The sequence below is a fragment of the Micromonospora sp. NPDC047730 genome, assembly GCF_043204765.1.
Lineage (GTDB): Bacteria > Actinomycetota > Actinomycetes > Mycobacteriales > Micromonosporaceae > Micromonospora.
In genome coordinates this window covers 1-24251 of sequence record NZ_JBIDCU010000036.1, presented here as the reverse complement: position 1 = coordinate 24251, position 24251 = coordinate 1, and the positions used below count along the sequence as shown (strand labels likewise).

Sequence of the window (24251 nt, the reverse complement as noted above, 5' to 3'; positions counted from 1 at the left end):
TGGGCCGAGAACCTGCGTCTGCCGGTGCTGTTCGACACCGCCGTGCGTACCGCCATCGACGCCGGGCACACGGACTTCGTCGAGGTCTCCCCGCATCCGGTGCTGAGCATGTCGGTGACCGCGATCCTCGACGACACGGGTGCCGCTGGTCGGGCGTTGGCGACGCTGCGTCGTGGCGAGGACGCCCGTGTCCGGTTGCTGACCAGCTTCGCCCTGGCCCACGCCAACGGGCTGCCGGTGGACTACCGCCGGATCCTCGCCCCCGCGCCGGTGCTCACGGGCCTGCCCACGTACGCGTTCCAGCGCGAGCACTACTGGCCGGAGTCGGTGGCGCCGGCCGCCACCGGACCGGTCAGCCCGGACGTCGTCGACGTCGAGTTCTGGTCGGCGGTGGAGCGTTCCGACGTGGCGGCGCTGGCCGCGCAGCTCGACGGCGGCGCGGCCGACGCGGAGGTGCTCGCTCCGGCGCTGCCGGTGCTGTCGTCGTGGCGGAAGGCCCGATTGCAGCGGGCGGTGCTGGACGGCTGGTCGTACCGGGTGGTGTGGAAGCGGGCGGCCCCGGCGGTCGGCGGCGGTGCCGTGGCCGGTGACCTGCTGGTGGTGCGGCCGGTCGACGATCCCGCGGTGGACGGCTGGTTGGACCTGCTCGCCGCCGCGCTGCCCGGCGGGTCGGCCGTGCGGCAGTTGGCTGTCGACCCGGCCCAGGTCACCCGGGAGGAGTTGGCGGAGCGGCTGGCCGGGGAGCAGGACGCGCCGCCGGCCGGGGTGGTGTCCCTGCTCGGCCTGGCGGACGCGCAGTACCCAGGCCACCCCGGCGTCCCCACCGGGATGGTCGCGACGACCCTTCTGGTGCAGGCGTTGCAGGACGTCGACGTGTCCGCGCCGTTGTGGTGCGTGACGCGGGGCGGGGTCGGTACCGGCCCGGCGGATCCGGTGGCCAGCGCCGCGCAGCACGCGCTGTGGGGGCTGGCCCGGGTGGTGGGCCTGGAACACCCGCGGCGCTGGGGTGGCATGGTGGACCTGCCGGTCGAGCCCGACGCCGTGACCTGGGCGGAGGTGGCCCGCATCCTCGCCGGCGCCGGCGACGAGGACCAGTTCGCCGTGCGCCCCTCCGGCACCTTCGTCCGGCGGCTCGTCCCCGTCACCGCCCACGCGTCGGGGCAGGTCACCGCCTGGCAGCCGCGCGGCACCGTGCTGATCACGGGCGGCACCGGCGCGATCGGTGCGCAGGCCGCCCGCTGGCTCGCCGACAACGGCGCCGAGCACCTGGTGCTGACCAGCCGCCGCGGCCTCGACGCCGCCGGCGCCCGCGAGCTGGCCGACGAGCTGACCGCCACGGGCGTACGGGTCAGCGTGGTGGCCTGCGACGTGGCCGACCGCGAGCAGGTCGCCGCGCTCGTGGCCGGCCTGGACGACGTCGCCCCGCTGACCGCCGTGCTGCACGCCGCCGGCACCGACCACCTCACGCCGCTGGTCGACACCGACCTCGACGTGTTCGACCACGTCATGGCCGGCAAGGCGCTCGGCGCGGCGCACCTCGACGAGTTCCTGGCCGACCGGGAACTCGACGCCTTCGTCACGTTCTCCTCCATCGCCGCGGTGTGGGGCAGCGCCGGCCAGTGCGGGTACGCGGCGGCGAACGCGTACCTCGACGCGCTCGCCGAGCAGCGCCGCGCCCGGGGGCTCACCGCCACCTCGATCTCCTGGGGTGCCTGGGCCGAGGGCGGCATGGCCACCACCGAGGAGACCCGACAGCTGCTCAGCCGCCGCGGCCTCAACCCGATGCGACCCGCCGACGCGCTGCTCGCCCTGCGCCGCGCCGTCGAGCAGGGCGAGACCCGCCTGACCGTCGCCGACGTCGACTGGAGCCGCTTCCACCCGGCGTTCACCCTGGCCCGGCCCAGCCCGTTCCTCTCGGAGCTGCCCGCGGTGCGGGCGCTGGCCGAGGCCGAGGCGGAGACCGACGCGCCGGCCGGCGCGTCCGACGCGCTGCGCCACCTGGTCGACCTGCCCGAGGCCGAGCAGGAGCGGGAGCTGCTCCGGCTCGTCAACGAGCAGGCCGCCCGGGTGCTCGGCCACGCCACCCCGGACGACCTGCGCGGCCGGCCGTTCAAGGACCTCGGCTTCGACTCGCTCACGGCCCTGGACTTCCGTACCCGGCTGAACGAGGCCACCGGGCTGCGGCTGCCGGCCACCCTCGTCTTCGACCACCCCACCCCGGCCGACCTGGCCCGGCACCTGCGCGAGACGGCGTTCGGCGGGGACCGCGCCGCCGCGACCGTCGCGGTCGCCGTCACCGCCGGCGAGCCGATCGCCATCGTCGGCATGGCCTGCCGCTACCCGGGAGGCGCCGCGAGCCCCGACGAGCTGTGGCGGCTGGTCACCGAGGGCGTCGACGCGATCGGCGATTTCCCCACCGACCGGGGCTGGGACACCCCCGCGCCGGACAGCGGCTACACCCCGGCCGGCGGCTTCCTCCACGACGTGACCGGCTTCGACCCGGCGTTCTTCGGCATCTCGCCCCGCGAGGCCCTGGCGATGGACCCGCAGCAGCGGCTCACCCTGGAGGCGTCCTGGGAGGTGCTGGAACGGGCCGGGATCGACCCGACCGCCCTCAAGGGCAGCCGCACCGGCGTTTACGTCGGCGCGTCCACCTCCGGCTACGGGAGCGGGCTGACCGAGGTGCCGGAGGGCACCGAGGGCTACCTGATGACCGGTGGCTCGCACAGCGTCATCTCCGGCCGGGTGGCGTACACGCTGGGGCTGGAGGGCCCGGCGATCACCGTGGACACCGCCTGCTCGTCGTCGCTGGTCGCGCTGCACCTGGCCGGCGAGGCGCTGCGCCGGGGCGAGTGCGACCTCGCCCTCGCCGGCGGGGTCGCCGTGATGGCCACCCCGGACACCTTCGCCGAGTTCTCCCGCCAGGGCGGCCTTGCCGCGGACGGGCGGTGCAAGTCGTTCGCCGCCGCCGCCGACGGCACCGGGTGGGCCGAGGGAGTCGGCGTGCTGCTGGTCGAGCGGCTGAGCGACGCGCGGCGCAACGGCCACCACGTCCTCGCCGTGCTGCGCGGCTCCGCGGTCAACCAGGACGGGGCGTCCAACGGGCTGACCGCCCCGAACGGGCCGTCTCAGCAGCGGGTCATCCGCCAGGCCCTCGCCAACGCCCGGCTGACCAGCGCGGACGTGGACGTGGTCGAGGCCCACGGCACCGGCACCACCCTCGGCGACCCGATCGAGGCGCAGGCGCTGCTGGCCACGTACGGGCAGGACCGGGGCGACGCCGAGCCGCTCCTGCTCGGCTCGATCAAGTCGAACATCGGGCACGCCCAGGCCGCGGCCGGGATGGCCGGTGTGATCAAGATGGTGCAGGCCATGCGGCACGGCGTCGTCCCCGCGACCCTGCACGTGGACGAGCCGTCCCCACACATCGACTGGACGGCCGGGGCCGTCACGCTCACCACCGAGCAGCGGCCGTGGCCGGAGACGGGCCGGCCGCGCCGGGCGGCGGTGTCGTCGTTCGGTGTCTCCGGCACCAACGCCCACGTCATCGTCGAACAGCCGGAGGAACCCGCCGAGCCGGCCGAGCCCGGCTCGCCCACCGAGGGCGGCCCGGACGGGCTGGTCCGCTCGGACGCGGTGCTGTGGCCGCTGTCGGCGCGGTCCAGCGCGGCGCTGCGGCTCCAGGCGGAACGGCTCGCGCGGCACGTCCGCGAGCACGACGGCCTCGACCCGGCCGCCGTGGCCTGGTCGCTGGCGGCCACCCGGGCCGCACTGGAGCAGCGCGCCGCCGTCGTCGGGGCGAGCACCGAGGACCTGCTGGCCGGCCTGGACGCCCTGGCGGCCGGCGCGCCGGCCGGCCACGTCGTCGGCGGCACGGCATCCACCCACGGGGTCGTGTTCGTGTTCCCCGGTCAGGGTGGGCAGGCGGTGCGGATGGCCGCGGGTCTGGTCGGGCGGTGCCCGGCGTTCGACGCCCGGCTGGCGGAGTGTCAGCGGGCGTTCGCGCCGTACCTGGACGTGGACGTCGTGTCGGTGTTGACCGGTGACGACGAGTCGTGGCTGGACCGGGTGGAGGTGTTGCAGCCGGTTCTGTTCGCGGTGGGTGTCTCTCTGGCGGAGGTGTGGCGGCAGGCGGGGGTGGTCCCGCAGTTGGTGATCGGGCACTCGCAGGGTGAGATCGCGGCGGCGTGTGTGGCGGGCGTGTTGTCCCTCGATGACGCGGCGAGGGCGGTGATCCTGCGGGCCCGTGCCCTGGCCGGTCTCGCGGGCACCGGGGCGATGGCGGCCGTGGACCTGTCCGCCGACGAGGTCGCTGTCCGTCTGGCGGACCACCCCGAGGTGGTCGTGGCCGTGGTGAACGGGCCGGCGACGGTGGTGATCTCCGGGCCGCCGCAGCAGGTGACGGAGCTGGTCGAGACGTTCCGGGCCGAAGGCATCCGGGCGCGGCCGATCCGGTTCAACTACGCCTCGCACTCCCCGGCGGTGGAGCAGGTCCGCGACCGGATGCTGGCCGATCTGGCCGGTCTGGCCCCGCAGCGCGGGCACGTCCCGATGGTGTCGACCCTGACGGGCGACTGGGCCGACCCGACGGCGATGGACGGCGGTTACTGGTACGAGAACCTGCGGAACCCGGTGCGGTTCGACGCGGCCGTGCGGGTCGCGATCGAGGCCGGGCACACCACGTTCGTCGAGATCTCCGCGCACCCGGTGCTGACCATGCCGGTGACGGCGATCCTGGACGACACCGGCACGGCCGGGCACACGGTGGGCAGCCTGCGTCGGGGCGACGACGACCCCACCCGGCTGCTGACCAGCCTCGCCACCGCGCACGCGATCGGCCTGCCCGTCGACCTGCGCGAGGTCCTCGCGAAGACCCCGACCGTCGACCTGCCCACGTACCCGTTCGGGCGGGACCGGTACTGGCTGTCGCGCGGTGGCGCCAGCCGGGCCGGACTGCCGTCGGTCGGCCTCGACGCGGTGGACCACCCGCTGCTCAGCGCGGCGGCCGACCTGCCCGGCGACGAGGGCCTGCTGCTCACCGGCCGGCTGTCGCTGGCCACCCACCCGTGGCTGGCCGACCACGCCGTGCTCGGCACGGCCCTGCTGCCCGGCACGGCCATGGTGGAGCTGGCGTCGTCCAGCGGTCGAGTCGTCGGCACCGCCCACGTGGCGGAGCTGGTCCTGGAGGCCCCCCTCGTCGTCCCCGGGACCGGCGGCGTCGACCTGCGGGTCCGCGTCGGCCCGGCCGACGCCGACGGCTGCCGCCCCGTCGCCGTCCACTCGTACGTCGACGACGGCACCGACCGGCCGGAGCAGGCCCGGCAGTGGCAGCGGCACGCCACGGGCCTGCTCGCCCCCACCCGGGCGGTGACGGTGGCCCCGGCCGGCGTTTGGCCCCCCGCCGACGCCGAACCGATCGCGCTGGACGCCCTCTACCCGCACCTCGCCGAGCAGGGCTACCACTACGGCCCGGTCTTCCAGGCCCTGCGCGCGGCCTGGCGCAGCGGCGGCGACATCCTCGCCGAGGTGGCGCTGGACGCCGACGCGGCCACCGACAGCGCCGCCTTCTCGGTGCACCCGGTGCTGCTCGACGCCGCTCTGCACGCCATCGGCGCCAGCGCCCTCGACCACGCCGACACCGGGGCGCAGCCGAGCGCGGCGCAGACCGGGTTGCCGTTCTCCTGGACGGACGTCGCCATCCAGCCCACCCGGGCCCGGGAGCTGCGGGTCCGGCTCACGGTCACCGAGGCGTCGGTGGCGGCGACCGTCACGGACACCTCCGGCGTGCCCGTCGCGTCCCTCGACTCCCTCGTCCTGCGGCCGGTCAGCACCGACCAGCTCGACGCGGCCCGCCGGGCGGCGAACCGGTCGCTGCACCGGCTCGACTGGATCGCCCCTGAGCCCGGGACGGGCCGGCCCGCCCGGATCGCCGTGCTCGGCGACGCCGACGGGTGGCCGGGCATGGAGGCGTACCGGGACCTCGACGAACTGGTCGAGGCCGTGACCCACGGGGCGGCCGTGCCCGACGCGGTGCTCGCCACCCGCGTCGGGACGCGCGCCGACGAGCCGAGCCCGGCGCAGGCCGCGCACCTGGTCAGCCACGAGACGCTGGCGCTGGCGCAGGACTGGCTCACCCGGGAGCCGCTGGCGGACGCCCGGCTCGTCGTCGTCACCCGGGGCGCGGTCTGCGTCGACGGCGACGAGCGGCCCGCCGACCTGCCGGCCGCCACGGCGTGGGGGCTGGTGCGCTCCGCCCAGTCGGAGAACCCCGGCCGGTTCGTGCTGCTCGACCTCGACGACGACCCCCGCTCGTCGGTGGCCCTGCCGGCGGCGCTGGCCACCGGCGAACCGCAGCTCGCCGTCCGGGCCGGCCAGCTCCGGGTGCCCCGGCTGACCCGGCTCGGGCCGGCGCCGCAGGACCGGCCGGCGCCGGACCTGTCCGCCGGCACCGTCCTGGTCACCGGCGCCTTCGGCGTCATCGGCCGGCTGGTCGCCCGGCACCTCGTCACCCGGCACGCGGTGCCCCGGCTGCTGCTGGTCAGCCGCAGCGGCCTCGACGCCCCGGGCGCGGCGGAGCTCGTCGAGGAGCTGACCGGGCTCGGCGCCGTCGCCCAGGTCGTCGCCGCCGACGTCACCGACCGGGACGCCCTCGCCGTGCTGCTCGACGAGATCCCCGCCGACCGGCCGCTGGTCGGCGTCGTGCACGCCGCCGGGATCCTCGACGACGGGGTGCTGCCGGCACTCACCCCGGCCCGGTTCGACACCGTCCTCGGGCCGAAGGTGGACGCCGCCTGGCACCTGCACGAGCTGACCGAGAAGCTCGACCTGGCCGCGTTCGTGCTCTTCTCCTCCGCGGCCGGGCTGTTCGGCGGCCCCGGCCAGGCCAACCATGCCGCCGCGAACGCCTTCCTCGACGCCCTCGCCCACCACCGCCGGGCGAGCGGGCTGGCCGTCACCTCGATGGCGTGGGGGCCGTGGGCCAACCCCGACGAGCCCGGTGGGCCGCAGGGGCACGTGGACGAGGAGCGGATGAGCCGCGCCGGCTTCCACCCCCTCGACGCCGACGAGGGCATGGAGCTGTTCAGCGAGGGACTGCGCCTCGGCGACGCGGTGGTCGTACCGGTGAGCCTGGACCACGCGGTGTTCGGCCGGCTCGGCCCGGCGCTGCCCCGGCTGCTGCACGGCCTGGTCCGCCCGACCGCCGGGGCACCGGCGGCGGCGACCTCGGCGGCGGACGCGGCGGCGGCGCTGGCGGACACCCTCGCCGCCACCCCCGAGGGGGAGCGGGACCGGGTGCTGTCCGACCTGGTCCGCACGCACGCGGCCGCGGTGCTCGGCTACTCCTCGATGCGCGACATCGACGAGGAGAAGGGCTTCGTCGAGCTGGGCTTCGACTCGCTGACCGCGGTGGAGTTCCGCAACCGGCTCAGCGCCGCCACCGGGCTGCGCCTGCCGTCCACCCTGATCTACGACCGGCCGACCACCGCGGCCATCGTCGCCCACCTGCGCGGGTCGCTGCTCGCCGAGCGGACCACCTCCGCGCTGTCGCTGCTCGGCGAGCTGAACAAGCTGGAGACCGCCATGCGCGCGGTCGCCGCCGACGACACCGACCGGACCGCCGTCGCCGCCCGGCTGCGCGAGCTGCTCTCGCTCTGGACGTACGCCGAGGCCGACGTCGACGCCGCCGCCGCGGGCGACGGCAACCTCAGCTCCGCCAGCGCGGAGGAGCTGTTCAGCCTCCTCGACGACGAGCTCGGCACGGCCTGAGCGCGCATGTTCCGGACCTCTGACCCCGATACGGAGTGGCCCGATGCCCACTGAGGAAGAGTTCCTCGACTACCTCCGGCGCGCCACGGCCGACCTGCGCGAGGCACGGCGGCGCGTACGCGAGGTGGAGGCGAAGGACCGCGAGCCGATGGCCATCGTCGGCATGGCCTGCCGCTACCCGGGCGGCGTCACGAGCCCGGACGAGCTGTGGCGGCTGGTCGCCGACGGCCGGGACGGGGTGGGGGACTTCCCGACCGACCGGGGCTGGGACCTGGAGCGGCTGTTCCACGTCGACCCGGACAACCCGGGCACGTCGTACGCCGACAAGGGCGGCTTCCTCTACGAGGCCACCGCGTTCGACCCGGCCTTCTTCGGCATCTCGCCCCGTGAGGCCCTGGCCATGGATCCGCAGCAGCGGCTGCTGCTGGAGAGCGCCTGGGAGGTGTTCGAGTCCGCCGGCCTCGACCCGCAGCGGCTGCGCGGCAGCCGCACCGGGGTGTTCGCCGGAGTGATGTACCACGACTACGCCTCCCGGGTGGTGGACCTGCCCGAGGGCGTGGAGGGGTACCTGGGCACCGGTAACTCCGGGAGCGTGGTGTCCGGCCGGGTGGCGTACACGTTCGGGTTCGAAGGGCCGGCCGTCACCGTCGACACCGCCTGCTCGTCGTCGCTGGTCGCCGTGCACCTGGCCGTGCAGGCGCTGCGTCAGCGCGACTGCGACCTCGCCCTGGCCGGCGGCGTGACCGTGCTGTCCACCCCCGGCGTCTTCGCCGAGTTCTCCCGGCAGCGCGGGCTCGCCGGCGACGGGCGGTGCAAGTCGTTCGCCGCCGCCGCCGACGGCACCGGCTGGGCCGAGGGGGTGGGCGTGCTCCTGCTCCAGCGGTTGTCGGACGCGCAACGCGACGGCCGGCGGATCTACGCGGTGATCCGGGGCAGCGCCGTCAACCAGGACGGGGCGAGCAGCGGCCTGACCACCCCGAACGGCCCCAGCCAGGAGCGGGTCATCCGGCAGGCCCTGGCCAACGCCCGGCTCTCCCCAGCCGACGTGGACGTGGTCGAGGCGCACGGCACGGGCACCACCCTGGGCGACCCGATCGAGGCGCAGGCGCTGCTGGCCACGTACGGGCAGGACCGCGCCGACGGGGAGCCGATGTGGCTCGGCTCGGTGAAGTCCAACCTCGGTCACACCCAGGCCGCGGCCGGGGCCGCCGGCATCATCAAGATGGTCATGGCGATGCGCCACGGCGTCCTGCCGCGCACCCTGCACGTTGACGAACCCACCCCGCACGTCGACTGGTCGGCCGGCGCCGTCGAGCTGCTGACCGAGGCCCGGCCCTGGCCGGAGAAGCAGCGGGCGCGGCGGGCGGCCGTGTCGTCGTTCGGCGTCAGCGGCACCAACGCCCACGTCATCGTCGAACAGGCCCCCGCCGCCGAGGAGCCGCAGCCGGCGGGGCAGGCGGCCCCGCCGCCGCTGGTCCCGGTGCTCCTGTCCGCGCGCAGCCCCCGGTCCCTCGCCGCGCAGGCCCGCCGCTGGGCCGACCACCTCGCCACCGACTCCTCGGCCCGGCCCGTCGACGTCGCCGCGTCCTCGCTCAGCCGGGCCGGGCTCGACCGGCGGGCCGTCGTGCTCGCCGCCGACCGCGTCGACCTGCTCGCCGGGCTGCGCGCCCTCGCCGACGCCGAGCCGGCACCCTCGGTGGTCACCGGCGCGGCCACCTCCCGCGGCCGGGTCGCGTTCCTCTTCTCCGGCCAGGGCGCCCAGCGGGCCGGCATGGGCCGGCAGCTCGCCGAGGCGTACCCGGTCTTCGCCGCCGCCCTCGACGAGGTCTGCGCCCAGCTCGACCCGCACCTGCCGCGGCCGCTGCGGGAGGTGATGTTCGCCGAGGACGGCACCGCGGACGCGGAGCTGCTGCACCAGACGGTGTTCACCCAGGCCGGCCTGTTCGCCGTCGAGGTGGCCCTGGCCCGGCTCGCCGGGTCGTTCGGCGTCGTCCCCGACTTCCTGGTCGGCCACTCGATCGGCGAACTGGCCGCCGCACACGTCGCCGGGGTGCTCTCCCTCGCGGACGCGGCCGCGCTGGTCGCCGCCCGGGGCCGGCTCATGCAGGCCCTGCCGGCCGGCGGGGCGATGCTCGCCGTCGCCGCCGACGAGACGTCGGTGGCCCAGTCGCTGTCCGGCGTGACCGGCCGCGTCGACATCGCCGCCGTGAACGGGCCCACCTCCGTCGTCGTCTCCGGCGACGCGCAGGCCGTCGACGAGCTGGCCGCGCTCTGGGCCGGCCGGGGCACGCCCACGCACCGGCTGCGGGTCAGCCACGCCTTCCACAGCGCGCTGATGGAGCCCATGCTCGCCGAGTTCGCGGCGGTCGCCGAGGGCCTGACGTTCCGCCCGCCCACCGTGCCGATCGTGTCGAACGTGACCGGCCGGATCGCCGAGCCGGAGCAGCTGTGCACCCCCGGCTACTGGGTGCGGCACGTCCGGGAGGCCGTACGCTTCGCCGACGCCGTCCAGCAGCTCGCCGAGGCCGGCGTCGGCACGTACGTCGAGCTGGGGCCCAGCGGAGTGCTCACGGCCATGGCCCAGAGCTGCCTCACCGACCCGACGGCGGTGCTGGTGCCGCTGGTCCGCAAGGACCGGCCGGAGCCCCGCGCCGTGCTGGAGGGGCTCGCCCGGCTGCACGCCGACGGCCTCACCGTCGACTGGGGCGCGCTGCTCGCCGACACCGGCGCCCGCCGGGTGGACCTGCCCACGTACGCGTTCGAGCACGAGCGGTACTGGCTGGAGCCGGTCGGCCGGCTCGCCGACGTGTCCGGCGCCGGACTCGGTGCGGCCGGGCACCCGCTGCTCGGCGCGGCGGTCTCCGTCGCCGGCGAGGACATGGTGCTGCTCACCGGCCGGCTGTCGCTGGCCACCCACCCGTGGCTGGCCGACCACGCGGTCTCCGGCGTCGTGGTGGTGCCCGGCACGGCGCTGGTCGAGCTGGTGGTGCGGGCCGGCGACGAGATCGGCGCCTCCCGCGTACGGGAGCTGACCGTCGCCGCGCCGCTGACGCTGCCCCCGGTCGGGGGCATGCGGGTGCAGGTGCGCGTCGGCCCGGCCGACGATGCCGGCGCCCGCGCGGTGACCGTGCACGCCCAGTCCGAGGAGGACCCGGACGCCGGCTGGGTGCGGCACGCCGAGGGCGTGCTGGAACCCGCCGCCGCCGAGGAGCCCGGCCTGGGGGCGTGGCCGCCCGCCGCCGCGACCGAGGTGCGGCTCGACGACTGGTACGACGCCGTGGCCGGGCGCGGCCTCGCGTACGGGCCGGCGTTCCGGGGCCTGCGCCGGCTGTGGACCGGCGACGGCGACGTGTACGCCGAGGTCGCCCTGCCGGAGGACGTGGCGGACGCCGCCGGCGCCTTCGGGGTGCACCCGGCGCTGCTGGACGCCGCCCTGCACCCCGTCGGGCTGCTGCTCGCCGGTGCGGGCGACGGCCCCCGGGTGCCGTTCGCGTTCGAGGGCGTCCAGGTGCACGCGTCCGGCGCGTCGGCGTTGCGGGTGCGGCTGTCCCGTGCCGGCTCGGCGGTGCGGCTGGTCGCCGCCGACGCCACGGGCGCGCCGGTCGTCTCCATGGACTCCCTGGTCCTGCGGGAGATGGCCGGCGTGACCGCCCCGGGCGCGGCGGCCCGGTCGATGTTCGAGGTGGTCTGGCAGGCCGAGGAGGTCACCGCGGTCGAGGACCTGACCGGCTGGGCGTTGCTCGCCGGCCCGGACCAGCCGAACCACGCCGGCCTGCCCGCGTTCGCCGACGTGGCGGCGGTGCTGGCCGCCGCGGCCGGAACGGGTGCGGAACCGCCGCGGATCCTCGTGCTGCCGGTGCCCACCCCGTCCGGCCCGGACGTGCCGGGGTCGGTCCGGGCGGTGACCACGGACGTGCTCGGGGTGGTGCAGGCGTGGCTCGCCGCCGACGCCCTGGCCGACTCCCGACTGGTGGTGCTGACCCGGGGCGCCGTGGCGGCCCGCGACGTCGACCAGGTCGCCGACCTGCCCGGCGCCGCCGTGTGGGGCCTGCTCCGCTCGGCGCAGTCCGAGCACCCGGAGCGCCTGGTGCTGGCCGACCTCGACCGTGACCCGGACGCCGCCACCCTCGCCGTGCTGGCCGGCGTCGCCGACGACCTGCCCGCCACCGGCGGGCAGGTGGCGCTGCGCGCCGACGCGGTCCTGACCCCCCGTCTCGCCCGCGCCACGCTCCCCGCCGAGGGGGATTCGCCGGCCCTCGGCGACGGCACGGTCCTCGTCACCGGCGGCACGGGGGCGCTGGCGGCCCTCGTGGCGGAGCACCTGGTCACGGCGTACGGGGCGCAGTCGCTGCTGCTGGTGTCCCGGCGGGGCCCTGACGCCCCCGGCGCGGACGCGCTGGCGCAGCGGCTCACCGGCCTCGGCGCCCGGGTCGAGGTCGTCGCCGCCGACGTCACCGACCGCGACCAGGTGGCGGCGCTCGTCGCCGGCGTCGACGGCCGGCTGGCCGGCGTGGTGCACACCGCGGGCGTACTCGACGACGGCGTGGTCTCGGCGATCAGCCCGGAGCGGCTGGCCGGCGTGCTGGCCCCGAAGGCCGCCGCCGGCTGGTGGCTGCACGAGGCGACGCGCGGCCTGGACCTCGACCTGTTCGTGCTGTTCTCCTCCGCGGCGGGCGTGCTGGGCTCCCCGGGACAGGCGGCGTACGCGGCGGGGAACGCGTTCCTCGACGCGCTGGCGGTGCACCGCCGGCAGGCCGGCCTGCCGGCGGTCAGCCTGGCGTGGGGCATGTGGGACACCGCCGGCATGGCCGCGTCGGTGAGCGACGCCGACCGCGCCCGGTCGACCCGGTCCGGCATCGCCGGGATGGGCACCGACACGGGCCTGGAGCTGTTCGACGCCGCCCTGGCCGCGGACCGGCCCGTGCTCGTACCGGCCGTCATCGACGTGGCGGCGATGCGGGCGCAGGTCGTCGCCGGCCGGGTGCCGTCGCTGCTGCGGGTGCTGCTGGGCGCGGTCAACGCCCGCCGGCAGGCGGGCCGGGGCAACTGGGCCGACCGGCTGGCCGGACTGGACCCGCAGGAGGCCCGCGAGCAGGTCGACGCCCTCGTCCGCGGCCTGGTCGCCCAGGTCCTCGGGCACGGCGCCGCCGAGGCGGTGCCGGGGGACCGGGCGTTCCGGGAGCTGGGCTTCGACTCGCTGACGGCGGTGGAACTGCGCAACCGGATCAACGCGGCGACGGGGCTGCGGCTGCCGTCGACGCTGGTGTTCGACTACCCGACCGCGCGGATCCTCGCCGGCCAGGTCTACGCCGAGCTGGCCGGCGGCCGGGCGGCCACGGCCCCCGCCGCCGAGGCGGCCACCGGCACCGGCTTCGGCGAGCCCATCGCGATCGTCGGCATGGCCTGCCGGTACCCGGGCGGGGTCGACAGCCCGGACCGGCTGTGGGAGTTGCTGGCCACGGGCGAGGACGGGATCGGCGAGTTCCCGGCCGACCGGGGCTGGGACCTGGACTCGCTGTTCGACCCGGACCCGAACAGCAGCGGCACGTCGTACACCCGGCAGGGCGGATTCCTGTACGGGGCCGCCGAGTTCGACCCGGGCTTCTTCGGGATCTCGCCGCGCGAGGCGCTGGCGATGGACCCGCAGCAGCGGCTGCTGCTGGAGACCTCGTGGGAGGCGTTCGAGTCGGGGGGCCTCGACCCGCACCGGCTGCGGGGCAGCCGGACGGGCGTGTTCGCGGGCGTCATGTACCACGACTACGCGTCCCGGCTGATGGACCTGCCCGCCGAGGTGGAGGGCTACATCGGCACCGGCACCTCCGGCAGCGTGCTGTCCGGCCGGGTGGCGTACACGTTCGGTCTGGAGGGCCCGGCGGTCACGGTCGACACGGCGTGCTCCTCCAGCCTCGTCGCGCTGCACCTCGCGGCGCAGGCGCTGCGGTCGGGGGAGTGCGACCTGGCCCTCGCGGGCGGCGTGACCGTGATGGCCACCCCGGGTACGTTCGTCGAGTTCTCGCGGCAGCGCGCGCTGTCGCAGGACGGGCGGTGCAAGTCGTTCGCCGCCTCCGCCGACGGCACCGGCTGGGCGGAGGGCGCCGGCGTGCTGCTCGTGCAGCGGCTCTCCGACGCCCAGCGGGAGGGCCGGCGCATCCTCGCCGTCGTGCGCGGCACCGCCGTGAACCAGGACGGGGCGTCCAACGGGCTGACCGCGCCGAACGGGCCGTCGCAGCAGCGGGTGATCCGGCAGGCCCTGGCGAACGCCCGCCTGTCGAGCGTGGACGTGGACGCGGTCGAGGCGCACGGCACGGGCACGACGCTCGGTGACCCGATCGAGGCGCAGGCGTTGTTGGCGACGTACGGGCAGGACCGGCCGGGTGACCGGCCGCTGCTGCTGGGGTCGATCAAGTCCAACATCGGGCACACGCAGGCCGCCGCCGGCGTGGCCGGTGTGATCAAGATGGTCCTGGCCATGCGGCACGGCGTCGTCCCGCCGACCCTGCACGTGGACGAGCCCTCGCCGCACATCGACTGGACCGCCGGGGCCGTGACCCTGGCCACCGAGCCGACGCCCTGGCCGGTAGTCGACCGGCCGCGCCGCGCCGCCGTGTCGTCCTTCGGCATCTCCGGCACCAACGCCCACGTGGTGTTGGAGCAGGCCCCCGAGCCCACGGCCACGGCGGAGTTCCAGCCCGGCACCGCCGCCGACGCCGGGCTCGTCCCGCTCGTGCTGTCCGCCGCGGACCGGACCGCCCTGCGGGAGCAGGCCGTCCGGCTGCGGTCGCACCTAGCCGCGCACCCCGAGATCCAGCCGGACGAGGTGGCGTACGCCCTGACGACCACGCGGGCGTCGTTCCCGCACCGGGCCGTGGTGCTCGGCCGGGACCAGGCCGAGCTGACCCGGGGCCTCACCGCGCTCGCCGACGGCCAGGCCCTCCCCGCCGTGGTGACCGGTACGGCCCTGCGCAACACCGCCCCCGTCTTCGTCTTCCCCGGCGACGGCTCGCCGTGGCCCGGCATGGCGGTGGAGTTGCTGGACGGCTCCCCGGTCTTCGCCGCGTCGATGGCCGAGTGCGAGGCCGTCCTCGCGCCCTGGGTCGACTGGTCGCTGACCGACGTGCTGCGCGGCGCCGAGGGCGCCCCGCCGCTGGCCGCGTCCGGCGTGCTGGAGCCCGCACTCTGGGCGGTGACGGTCTCCCTGGCCCGGCTGTGGCGCTCACTCGGGGTACGGCCGGCCGCGGTGGTCGGGCACTCCCAGGGGGAGATCGCCGCCGCCTGCGTGGCCGGCGCCCTCTCCCTGGAGGACGCCGCCCGGATCGTGGCCCTGCGCAGCCAGGTGCTGGTCGACCTCGCTGGCGAGGGCGGGACGGTCGACGCCTTCCACGTCGAGGGCGCACTCCACCCCGCGCAGATCGAGGCGGTCGCCGACCGGTTCCTGAGCGCCCTCGACGGGATCACCGCCCGCCCCGCCGAGCTGCCCTACTACTCCGCGCTGACCGGCCGGCAGACCGACACCACCACCCTCGACGCCCACTACTGGCACCGCAACCTGCGGGAGACGGTGGACGTCGAGCGGGCCGTACGCAGCCTGCTCGCCGACGGCCACCAGGTCTTCCTGGAGGTCGGCCCGCACCCGGTGCTCAGCTCCGGGATGCGGGAGACGATCGACGCCGGCGAGCACGAGGCGGCCGTGGTGGACACCCTGCGCCACGACGAGGGCGGCTGGCCCCGGATCCTCACCGCCCTCGCCGAACTGCACGTACACGGCGTCGACGCGGACTGGAACGCCGTCTGCGGCGTGCGTACCGGCCCGGCCGTGCCGCTGCCGACGTACGCCTTCCACCGGCAGCGGTACTGGCCCGAGGCGCCGCTGCGCACCGGCCCGGCAGCCACGGTGGAGGACCCCGTCGAGCGCCGGTTCTGGGACGCCGTGGAGCGGGCCGACGCGGACGCCCTCGCCGCCGCCATGCGCATCGACGGGACCGCGGCGCGGACCCTCGGCGAGGCGCTGCCGGTGCTCTCCGGGTGGCGGCAGCGGCGCCGCGACGAGTCCACCGTGGACGCCTGGCGCTACCGGGTGCACTGGAAGCCCCTCACCGTCGCGTCCTCCGCCCGGCTGGGCGGGACCTGGCTGCTCGTGGCACCCGCCGCGTACGCCGGCCACCCGCTGGTCGGGCAGGTCGCCCAGGCCCTCGGCGAGGCCGGGGCCGACGTCGTACCGGTGACCGTCGCCGACCCGGACCGCGCGGCGCTGGCCGGGCAGCTCGCCCACCTCGAGGCCGACGCCGTCACCGGCGTGCTCTCCCTGCTCGCCCTCGACGAGACCGGCCACCCGGACCGTCCCGTGGTGCCCGCCGGGCTGGCCGGCACGCTCGCCCTGGTGCAGGCCCTCGGCGACCTCGGGATCACCGCCCCGCTGTGGTGCGCCACCAGCGGTGCCGTCTCCACCGGTCGCGCCGACCCGCTCGACCACCCCCGGCAGGCCCCGGTGTGGGGCCTCGGCCGGGTGGTCGCCCTGGAACACCCCGAGCGATGGGGCGGCCTGGTCGACCTGCCGGCCGCCCTGGACCGGAGCTCGCGGGGCCGGCTCGGCGCCGTCCTCGCCGGGGCCGGGCACGAGGACCAGATCGCCGTCCGCCCCTCCGGTCTGTTCGCCCGCCGGCTCGTCCGCGCCGGCACGGACACCCCGCCGGCGGTCACCGGCTGGCGGCCCGCCGGCACCGTCCTGGTCACCGGCGGCCTCGGCTCGCTCGGCGCGCACGTGGCCCGCTGGCTCGCCCGCGGCGGCGCGTCCCACCTGGTGTTGACCAGCCGGCAGGGCCCGGCGGCGGCCGGTGCGGCCGAGCTGGAGGCGGAGCTGACCGCCCTCGGCGCGACCGTGACCGTGGCGGCCTGCGACGTGGCCGACCTCGACTCGCTGCGCGGCCTCGTCGACCGGCTCGCCGGGCAGGGCGTCCGGATCGACGCCGTCTTCCACGCCGCCGGGGTCGCCCTCGCGGGCCCGCTCGCCGGCACCGACCTGGCCCAGCTCGCCGACGGCCTGCACGCGAAGGTGGCCGGCGCGGTCAACCTCGACGAGACCTTCGGCGGCGACCTGGGCGCGTTCGTCCTGTTCTCCTCCGGGGCGGGCGTCTGGGGCGGCGGCCTGCAGGGCGGCTACGCCGCCGGCAACGCGTTCCTCGACGCGCTCGCCGAGGACCGGCGCCGCCGGGGCCTCGCGGCCACCGCCGTGGCCTGGGGCGCCTGGGACGGCGGCGGCATGCTGGAGACCGAGGGCGCCGCCGACCACATGTTCCGCTCCGGCGTCCGGCCGATGCGCCCCGACCTGGCCGTCGCCGTGCTCGCCCAGGCCCTCGCCCACGACGAGGCCACCCTCACCGTGGCCGACATCGCCTGGGACCGGTTCCACCAGACCTACGCGATGACCCGCCCCCGGCCGCTGATCGAGGACGTTCCCGAGGTCGCCCGGATCATCGCCGCCGCCCGTACCCGCGACCACGACGAGCCGGCCGAGGCGTCCCCCCTGCGCGGCCGGCTCGCCGGCCTGGCCGAGCCGGAGCGCCGCCGCACCCTGCTGGAGTTGGTCCGGATGCACGCCGCGGCGGTGCTCGGGCACGCCTCCGCCGAGGCGATCGGTGTGGACCGGCCGTTCCGCGAGATCGGCTTCGACTCGCTCAGCGCGGTGGAGATGCGCAACCGGCTGGGCGAGGCGGTCGGGCTGCGGCTGCCCGCCACGCTGGTCTTCGACCGGCCCACCCCGTCCCTGCTCGCCGGCTGGCTGGCCGACCGGATCCTCGGCGTGACCGACGAGTCGGCCGCCCCCACGCAGGCCGTCGCCGCGCTGGACGAGCCGATCGCCATCGTCGCCATGAGCTGCCGCTACCCCGGAGGGGTGACCAGCCCGGAGGACCTGTGGCGGCTGGTGGCCGAGGGCCGCGACGCCATCGCCCCGTTCCCCGCCGACCGGGGCTGGGACCTCGACGCCATCTACGCCCCCGACCCCGACACCCCCGGCACCTCGTACGTCCGCGAGGGCGGCTTCGTCGCCGACGTCGGCGGGTTCGACCCGGGCCTGTTCGGCATCTCGCCCCGCGAGGCCCTGGTGATGGACCCGCAGCAGCGGCTGCTGCTGGAGACCGGCTGGGAGCTGTTCGAGCGCGCCGGCATCGCCCCCACGGACATGCGGGAGACCAGCACCGGCGTCTTCGTCGGCACCAACGGGCAGGACTACGCCACCCTGCTGATGGCCGCGCGGGCCGAGACCGAGGGCTACCAGGCGACGGGCAACACCGCGGCGGTCGTCTCCGGCCGGCTGTCCTACACGTTCGGCCTGCAGGGCCCCGCGGTCACCGTGGACACGGCGTGCTCGTCGTCGCTGGTCGCGCTGCACCTGGCCGCGCAGGCGTTGCGCTCCGGCGAGTGCGATCTCGCGCTGGCCGGCGGCGTGACGGTGATGTCGACGCCTGGCGCGTTCCTCGAGTTCTCCCGGCAGCGCGGTCTCGCCGCCGACGGGCGGGTCAAGGCGTTCGCGGCCGGCGCGGACGGCACCGGCTGGGGCGAGGGCGTCGGCCTGCTGCTCCTCCAGCGGCTCTCCGACGCCCGGCGCGACGGCCGGCGCGTGCTCGCCGTGGTACGCGGCTCCGCGACCAACCAGGACGGCGCGTCCAACGGGCTGACCGCCCCCAACGGGCCCGCCCAGCAGCGGGTCATCCGGCAGGCCCTGGCCAACGCCCGGCTCTCCCCGGCCGACGTGGACGTCGTCGACGGCCACGGCACCGGCACCCGCCTCGGCGACCCGATCGAGGCGCAGGCCCTGCTCGCCACGTACGGGCAGGACCGGCCCGCCGACCGGCCGCTGTGGCTCGGGTCGGTCAAGTCGAACATCGGCCACACCCAGGCGGCGGCGGGCGTCGCCGGGGTGATCAAGATGGTGCTGGCGATGCGGCACGACGTGCTGCCGCCCACCCTGCACGTCGACGAGCCCACCCCGCAGGTCGACTGGTCCGAAGGCGCGGTCGCGCTGCTCGCCGAGCCCCAGCCGTGGCCCGTCGTGGACCGGCCGCGCCGGGCCGCGGTGTCGTCGTTCGGGGTCAGCGGCACCAACGCCCACGTCATCCTCGAACAGGCCCCGCCGGCCGAGGACGCCGCGCGGCGGACGGACGACGCGCCACGGACCGACGCCGCGCCGCCCCCGGCGGCGCCGCTGCTGCCCTGGGCGGTCTCCGGCGCCGACGAGGACGCGCTGCGCGCCCAGGCGGCCCGGCTCGCCGAGTGGGCGTCCACCGAGCCCGCCGCCGACGCGGCCGTCGCCCGGGCCCTGGCCACCGGCCGGTCCCACCTGCGGCACCGCGCGGTGCTCCTCGCGGCCGACCGGGACACGTACGTGGCCGGGCTGCGGGCGCTCGCCGCCGGGCAGACCCACCCGAGCCTCACCCGGGACGTCGCCGCGTCCGGCGGCACCGTCGCCGCGCTCTTCTCCGGGCAGGGCGCGCAGCACGCGGGAATGGGCCGAGAGCTGTACGAGACGTTCCCCGTCTTCGCCGAGGCCCTCGACGAGGTCTGCCAGCACCTCGACGCCCACCTGCCCCGGCCGCTCAAGACGGTGCTGTTCGCCGCCGACGGCAGCGCCGAGGCCGCGCTGCTGGACCAGACCGTCTTCACCCAGGCCGGGCTGTTCGCCGTCGAGGTGGCGCTGCACCGGCTGCTGGCGGGCTGGGGCGTCCGTCCCGACCTGGTCGCCGGGCACTCCGTCGGCGAGATCGCCGCCGCGCACGTGGCCGGGGTGCTCACCCTGCCGGACGCCTGCGCCCTGGTCGGCCACCGGGGCCGGCTCATGCAGGCCCTACCGGCCGGCGGCGGGATGCTCGCCGTCGCCGCCGGCGAGGCCGAGGTCACCGACACCCTCGCCCCGTACGTCGACCGGGTGGCCGTCGCCGCCGTCAACGGACCGGCCGCCGTGGTGGTCTCCGGCGACGGCGACGCGCTCACCGAACTGGCCGAGCACTTCACCGCGCTCGGCGTACGCGTCAAGCGGCTCAACGTCAGCCACGCGTTCCACAGCCCGCTGATGGAGCCGATGCTGGCCGAGTTCGCCGCCGTCGCCGCCACCTGTGACTACGCCCCGCCGACCGTGCCGCTGGTGTCCAACCTGACCGGCCGGGTCGCCGACCCGGAGCTGGTCTGCACCCCGGACTACTGGGTGCGGCACGTGCGGGAGGCGGTCCGGTTCGCCGACACCGTCACCCACCTGCGCGACCTCGGGGTGGGCACCCTGCTGGAGGTCGGCCCCGACACCGTGCTCACCGCCCTGGCCGCCGACGCGCTGCCCGACGACGGCCCGCTCGTCACCGGGACGCAGCGCCGCGGCCGGGGAGAGGTGGCCGCCCTGCTCGGCGCGCTGGCCCGGCTGCACTGCCACGGCGTACGCGTCGACTGGGCGGCGCTGCTGCCCGCCGCCGACCCGGTCGAGCCGCCCACGTACGCGTTCCGGCACCGGCGGTTCTGGCCCGTCGGCGACGGCGACGTGGTCAGCGCCGCCGGGCAGGCCACCGCCGTGGCCGGCACCGCCGACGACGCCTTCTGGCAGGCCGTGGCCGCGGGCGACGGCGACGGGCTGGCGGCCCGGTTCGGTGTGGACCCCGACCAGCCGCTGAGCGCCCAACTGCCCACCCTCGCCGAGTGGCACCGCCGGCGGCAGGCCGACGCGCTCGTCGACGGCTGGCGCTACCGGATCACCTGGCCGCAGCGGCGGCTCACCGCCGGCGACGCCACGGGGGACTGGCTGCTGGTCGTCCCGGCGGGCGCGGCGGCGGAGACGGCCGACCGGATCGCCGAGCTGATCGGCGCGCACGGCGGCGACGTACGGACCGTCGCGGTCGACCCCGCGTCCGCCACCCGGGCCGAGCTGGCCGGGCTGCTGCCCGCCGGCCCCCCCACCCGGATCGTCTCGCTGCTCGCCCTGGACGAGCGCGCCCATCCCGACCACCCGAACGTGCCCGCCGGGCTCACCGGCAACCTCGCCCTCGTCCAGGCCGTCGCCGACGGCGCCCCGGCCGGGCCGCTGTGGCTGCTCACCCGGCAGGCCGTCAGCACCGGCCCCGGTGACGCCATCGCGTACCCGGCCCAGGCCACCACCTGGGGCCTCGGCCTGGTCACCGCCCTGGAGCACCCCGCGCACTGGGGCGGCCTGCTCGACCTGCCGGCCGAGCTGGACGCCACCGCCGGGGAGCACCTGCTGCGGGCGCTGACCAACACCGACGCCGAGGACCAGCTCGCCGTCCGCCCCCTGGGCACGCACCTGCGGCGGCTGGCCCGGGCGGCCCGCGCCGAGGTGCCCGACGCCCCGGCCTGGCAGCCGCCGGACACCGTGCTCATCACCGGCGGCACCGGCGCCATCGGCCGGTACGCCGCGACGTGGCTGGCCCGGCACGGCACCCGGCGGCTGATCCTGGTCAGCCGGCGCGGCGCGGACGCCCCGGGCGTCGCCGACACCGTCGCCGAGCTGGCCGACCTGGGCGCGCAGGCCCAGGTCCTCGCCTGCGACCTCGCCGACCGGGACGCCGTCGCGGCCCTGGTCGACGGGCTGCGCCGGGACGGCGAGACCGTGCGCGCCGTGGTGCACGCCGCCGGCGTCGGACGCCTCAACCCGGTCGCCGTGGTCACCGCCGACGAGCTCGCCGACGTGGTCTCCGGCAAGACCGCCGGCGCCCGCCACCTCGACGAGCTGCTCGACCCGGACGACCTGGAGCTGGTCGTCTACTTCTCCTCCATCGCGGCGGCCTGGGGCGTCGGCGACCACGGCGCGTACGCCGCCGGCAACGCCTTCCTCGACGCCTGGGCGCAGTCCCGGCCCGCCGGCCGGGCCCGGGTGCTCTCGGTCAACTGGGGGCCGTGGGCCGGGGGCGGCATGATCAGCGACGACCTCGCCGTGGCCATGAGCCGGCGCGGGGTCACGCTGCTCGACCGGGAGCCGGCGATGGCCGCGCTGCGCGCCGCCGTCGAGGGCGACGGCGCGGTGCTCACCGTCGCCGACGTCGACTGGGCCCGCTTCGCTCCCGTCTTCGCCTCCGCCCGGCCCCGGCCGCTGATCAGCGACCTGCCCGAGGTGGCGGCGCTGCGCACCGGTCCCGACCCGGCCGACGAGGGCGGCGACGAGGTGCTCGCCGGGCTGCGCAAACGGCTCGCCGACCTCACCGCCAGCGAGCAGAACCGGCTGCTGGTCGACCTGATCCGCACCGCCGCGGCCGAGGTGATCGGCCACGACAGCCCGTACGCCCTGGAGGCCGACCGGCCGTTCCGGGACCTCGGCTTCGACTCGCTGACCGCCGTGGAGCTGCGCGGCCGGCTGGCGAAGGCCACCGGCCTCAACCCGGCCAGCTCGGTGGTGTTCGACTACCCGACCCCGCAGGCCCTCGCCGAGCACCTGCGGGCCGAACTGGTCAGCGAGGCGTCGGTGGAGGCGCTGCCCACCGTCGAGGAGCTCGACCGGCTGGAGGAGGCGCTCGCCCGGCGCGAGGCCGACGACATCGGCCGGGTGCGGATCACCATGCGGCTGCACCGGCTGCTGGAGCGCCTCGGCGCCGCCGAGCGGGGCGCCGGCGAGCGGCCCGACGAGGCCGCCGACGTGGCCGACCGGCTGCGGACGGCCAGCAACCAGGAGCTTTTCGATCTTTTGGACAGGGACCTCGGGCTTTCCTGAGGCACGCGTCATCTACCGGTAATGAACGAGGAAGTGAGACCAACCATGGCGAACGTGCCGGTGGAGAACGAGGGCTCGGGACCGACCATGTCGGACGAAGAGCGGCTCCGTGAGTACCTGACGCGTGTCATGGCCGAGCTGCACCAGACGCGTCAGCGGCTGCGCGAGGTCACCGCCGAGGAGTCGGAGCCGGTGGCCATCGTGGCCATGAGCTGCCGCTACCCCGGCGGCATCAGCTCGCCGGAGGAGCTGTGGCGGTTCGTCTCGGCCGGCGGGGACGCCATCGGCGACTTCCCCGCCGACCGGGGCTGGGACCTCGACCGGCTGCACCATGCCGATCCGGACAACCCCGGCACCTCGTACACCGCGTCCGGCGGGTTCCTGTCCGACGCCGGGCACTTCGACGCGGCCCTGTTCGGCATCTCGCCCCGCGAGGCCGTCGCCATGGACCCCCAGCAGCGGCTGCTGCTGGAAACCAGTTGGGAGTTGTTCGAGCGGGCCGGCATCGCGCCGCTGTCGCTGCGGGGTAGCCGCACCGGCGTCTTCATGGGCACCTCCGGCCAGGACTACGCCGCCGTCATGCACCGCGCCCCCGGCGTCGAGGGATACGTCCTCACCGGCACCGCCGCCAGCGTCGTCTCCGGCCGGCTCGCGTACACGTTCGGGCTCGAAGGCCCCGCGGTGACCGTGGACACCGCCTGCTCGTCGTCGTCCGTCGCCGTCCACCTGGCCTGCCAGGCGCTGCGCGAACGCGAGTGCGGCCTGGCCCTCGCCGGCGGGGCCACCGTCATGGCCACCCCCGGCGCGTTCCTCGAGTTCTCCCGGCAGCGCGGTCTCGCCGCCGACGGCCGGTGCAAGTCGTTCGCCGCCTCCGCCGACGGCACCGGCTGGTCCGAGGGCGTCGGCGTGCTGCTGCTCGAACGGCTCAGCGACGCCCGCCGCAACGGTCACCCGGTGCTCGGGATCATCCGCAGCTCCGCGGTCAACCAGGACGGTGCGAGCAACGGCCTCACCGCCCCCAACGGGCCCGCCCAGCAGCGGGTCATCCGACAGGCGCTGGCCAGCGCGAAGCTCACCCCCGACCTGGTCGACGCCGTCGAGGCGCACGGTACGGGCACCACCCTCGGCGACCCGATCGAGGCGCAGGCGCTGCTCGCCACGTACGGGCAGGACCGGGGCGACGGCGCCCCGCTGCTGCTCGGGTCGATCAAGTCGAACATCGGGCACACCCAGGCCGCCTCCGGGATCGCCGGGATCATCAAGATGGTCCTGGCCATGCGGCACGGCGTGCTGCCGCCCACCCTGCACGTGGACGAGCCCACCCCGCACGTCGACTGGGCCGCCGGCGCGGTCGCCCTGGTCACCGAACCGACGCCGTGGCCGGCGGTGGACCGGCCGCGCCGGGCCGCCGTCTCCTCGTTCGGGATGAGCGGCACCAACACCCACATCGTCCTCGAACAACCCGAGGAGGCCCCCGCCGACGCCGAGCGGGCGGAGCTTCCCGCGCCCGCGCCCGTGCTGCTCACCGGGCGTACCCGCACCGCGCTGCGCCGCCAGGCCGAGCTCTGGTCCGGGTACGTCGCCGGCGACGCCGACCTGAACCCGGCCGACGTCGCCTGGACCTCGGCGGTCTCCCGGTCGCCCCTCGACCACCGGGCCGTGGTCTTCGCCGCCGACCGGGACGAGTTGACCGGCGTGCTGGACGCGCTCGCCGACGGTCGGCCGGCGTCGCAGGTCGTCACCGGGGTCGCCGGCGCTGCGGGTGAGGTCGCGTTCGTTTTCCCCGGTC

Annotated in this window: 2 protein-coding genes and 1 pseudogene; all 3 read left to right on the top strand. The window is 76.7% G+C overall.

The genetic code is table 11. The features are described 5' to 3' along the window. Positions 1–24 precede the first annotated feature (24 nt). Positions 25–7767, top strand: a pseudogene (locus ACGF5G_RS34800) (SDR family NAD(P)-dependent oxidoreductase); the annotation flags it as partial. Positions 7768–7786: 19 nt separating this feature from the next. After that, a complete protein-coding gene (locus ACGF5G_RS34795) occupies positions 7787–22462 on the top strand; it encodes a type I polyketide synthase (RefSeq protein WP_393271053.1) in 14676 nt (4891 codons plus the stop codon). A gap of 54 nt (positions 22463–22516) precedes the next feature. Next, positions 22517–24251, top strand: a 1735-nt coding sequence (locus ACGF5G_RS34790; protein WP_393271051.1) for a type I polyketide synthase, incomplete at its 3' end; no start/stop codon positions are given.